General features: G+C 64.7%; 3 protein-coding genes. All 3 read left to right on the plus strand.

From position 1 onward, the window contains the following. A partial coding sequence (gene dusA, locus RR928_RS24690) for a tRNA dihydrouridine(20/20a) synthase DusA (RefSeq protein ID WP_332684718.1) occupies positions 1-615 on the plus strand: 615 nt, incomplete at its 5' end. A gap of 137 nt (positions 616-752) precedes the next feature. Then, complete coding sequence (gene phaZ / locus RR928_RS24695; protein WP_332535756.1) at positions 753-2,333, plus strand: polyhydroxyalkanoate depolymerase; 1,581 nt, start codon at positions 753-755, stop codon at positions 2,331-2,333. Between the two features lie 14 nt (positions 2,334-2,347). Continuing rightward, the coding region (locus tag RR928_RS24700; RefSeq protein ID WP_332684720.1) for an RnfABCDGE type electron transport complex subunit B at positions 2,348-2,625 on the plus strand (278 nt) is incomplete at its 3' end.

The raw sequence follows: 2,625 nt of genomic DNA on the forward strand, positions 1-2,625 counted from the left end.
GTGCAGATTCCCGTGACCGTCAAGCACCGCATAGGCATAGACAAGAGCGAAAGCTATGACTTCGTGCGCGACTTCATAGGCACCGTGGCCGAAGCCGGCTGCGAAGTGTTCATCGTGCACGCACGCAATGCCTGGCTCAAGGGACTCTCGCCCAAGGAAAACCGCGAAGTGCCGCCGCTGCGCTATGACGTCGTGGCCCAGCTCAAGCGCGATTTTCCGCAGCTGACCATCGCCATCAACGGCGGCTTCAAGGACAGCGCGGCCGTCGCCGAGCAGCTCGAGGTGGTCGATGGCGTGATGGTCGGGCGCGAGGCCTATCACAACCCCTGGTGGCTCGCGAGCTGGGATGCACAGTTCTATGGTGCTGCGCCCAGCGAACTGACGCGCGAAGCCGTCGAGGAGCAGATGGTCGAGTACATGGAGCGCGAAGCGCTGGAGCACGGCACCCACTGGTACAGCGTGGCGCGCCATATGCTGGGCCTGCGCCACGGGCTCGCGGGTGCGCGCCGCTGGCGCCAGGTGTGGAGCGATCACCGCCTCAAGGGCCTGCCGGCGCACGAAGTGATGGCGATCGCGCGCCAGCCGCGTGGCGCGGAAAACGGCACCATAGGCTGAGACCCATAGCGCTGGCATGTGACAAGAAGGGTCTCTGTGTCGCTTTCTTCCGAATGACGGACGTCGGTGTCGCACAGTCTTGCACCTTGATGCCAGACAACTGCTATATTGCACTGCAACATAACAAGGTCTTGCCCATGCTTTACCAAATGTATGAAACTCAGCGCTCCCTCGTGGAGCCCTTCGCCGACTTTGCACTTGCAGCTTCCAAGCTGTACAGCAATCCATCGTCGCCCTTCAGCCAAACACCGCTGTCCCAACGTATTTCCGCGGGGTTCGAACTGTTCCACCGACTGGGCAAGGACTACGAAAAGCCGCAGTTCGGCATCACCACGGTGGATGTCGGCAGCGTGGGCGTGACCATCATGGAGCGCGTGGAGATCGACAAGCCGTTCTGCGAGCTGAGGCGCTTCAAGCGCTTCACCGACGACTCGGCGACGCTCGACACCATGCTGGCCCAACCAGTGGTGCTGGTGGTGGCGCCGTTGTCGGGCCACTATGCAACGCTGCTGCGCGACACCGTGCGCAGCATGCTGGCGGATCACAAGGTCTACATCACCGACTGGAAAAACGCGCGCCTGGTTCCCATGGACCAGGGCGTTTTCCACCTCGATGACTATGTGAACTATGTACAGGAGTTCATCCGTCATCTGCAGGGCAAGTATGGCAACTGCCATGTGGTCAGCGTGTGTCAGCCCACCGTTCCGGTGCTCGCTGCGGTATCGCTGATGGCCAGCCGCGGCGAAACCACGCCGCTGACGCTGACCATGATGGGCGGCCCCATCGATGCGCGCCGCTCGCCGACCGCGGTGAACAATCTCGCGACCACCAACAGCTACGAGTGGTTCGAGACCAATGTGATCCACGAAGTGCCTTCGAACTATCCCGGCGCAGGCCGGCGCGTGTATCCGGGCTTCCTGCAGCACACGGGCTTCGTCGCGATGAACCCCGACCGGCATGCGACCAGCCACTACGATTACTTCAAGAACCTGCTCAAGGGCGACGACACCAGTACCGAAGCCCACCGCAAGTTCTACGACGAGTACAACGCCGTGCTCGACATGGACGCGGCCTATTACCTGGAGACGATCTACACCGTGTTCCAGGATTTCTCGCTGGTCAAGGGCACCTGGGATGTGAAGTCGCCGGACGGCCAGGTCGAGCGCGTGCGCCCGCAGGACATCACGAGCAGCGCCATTCTGACGGTTGAAGGCGAACTCGACGACATATCGGGCGCGGGCCAGACGCGGGCCGCGCACGACCTGTGCACCGGCGTGCCGGCCGACAAGCAGCGCCACCTCGAAGTCGAGGGCGCGGGCCACTACGGCATCTTCAGCGGCCGCCGCTGGCGCGAAACGGTCTACCCGCAAGTGCGCGACTTCATCCTGGCCTACCACAAGCAGCCAGAGGTTGCGGTCGACGACGGCGTGGGCCACGACGCCCTGCCCATGCGCCCGGCTGCGGCCCGCCAGGCTGCGGTGACGCCGGTGGAAACGGCGCCCGCGCTCGCTCCCGCAGCGGCGCTGGACAGCCCGGCAGCCGAAGCAGCGCTGGAAGTTGCGCATGTGACGCCGCCTGAAACGCCCAAGACCGTGCTGGAAACGGCACTTGAACGCGCCGAGGAACCAGCCCTGGCAACGACCGAAGGCCCGCAGGCGCGTGCTCCCGAGCCCGCCAAAGCGAAACCGCGTACGACACGCGGATCACGCCGCAACTGACAGGGGGACGCGTCATGCCAGCCTCCGCCTTACAAGGCCTGGCGGCTCGCATCGACGCCGCCTTGCCGCAGACCCAGTGCACGCGCTGCGGTTATCCCGACTGCGCGGCCTATGCGCAGGCGATCGCCGAAGATGCCGCGCCCATCAACCAATGCCCGCCCGGCGGAGCCGAGGGCATTGCGCGGCTTTCGGCGCTCACCGGACGGCCGCCGCTGCCGCTTTCGGCCGAACACGGCCTCGAGTCGCAGCGCACGCTGGCGGTGATCGACGAAGCCTGGTGCATAGGCTGCAC

Source organism: Comamonas sp. (assembly GCF_036666375.1).
Taxonomy (GTDB): Bacteria; Pseudomonadota; Gammaproteobacteria; order Burkholderiales; family Burkholderiaceae_C; genus Comamonas.

Coding starts and splice junctions, on each gene's coding strand:
- phaZ (WP_332535756.1), top strand. CDS start 753: ATGCTTTACCAAATGTATGAAACTCAGCGCTCCCTCGTGGAGCCCTTC.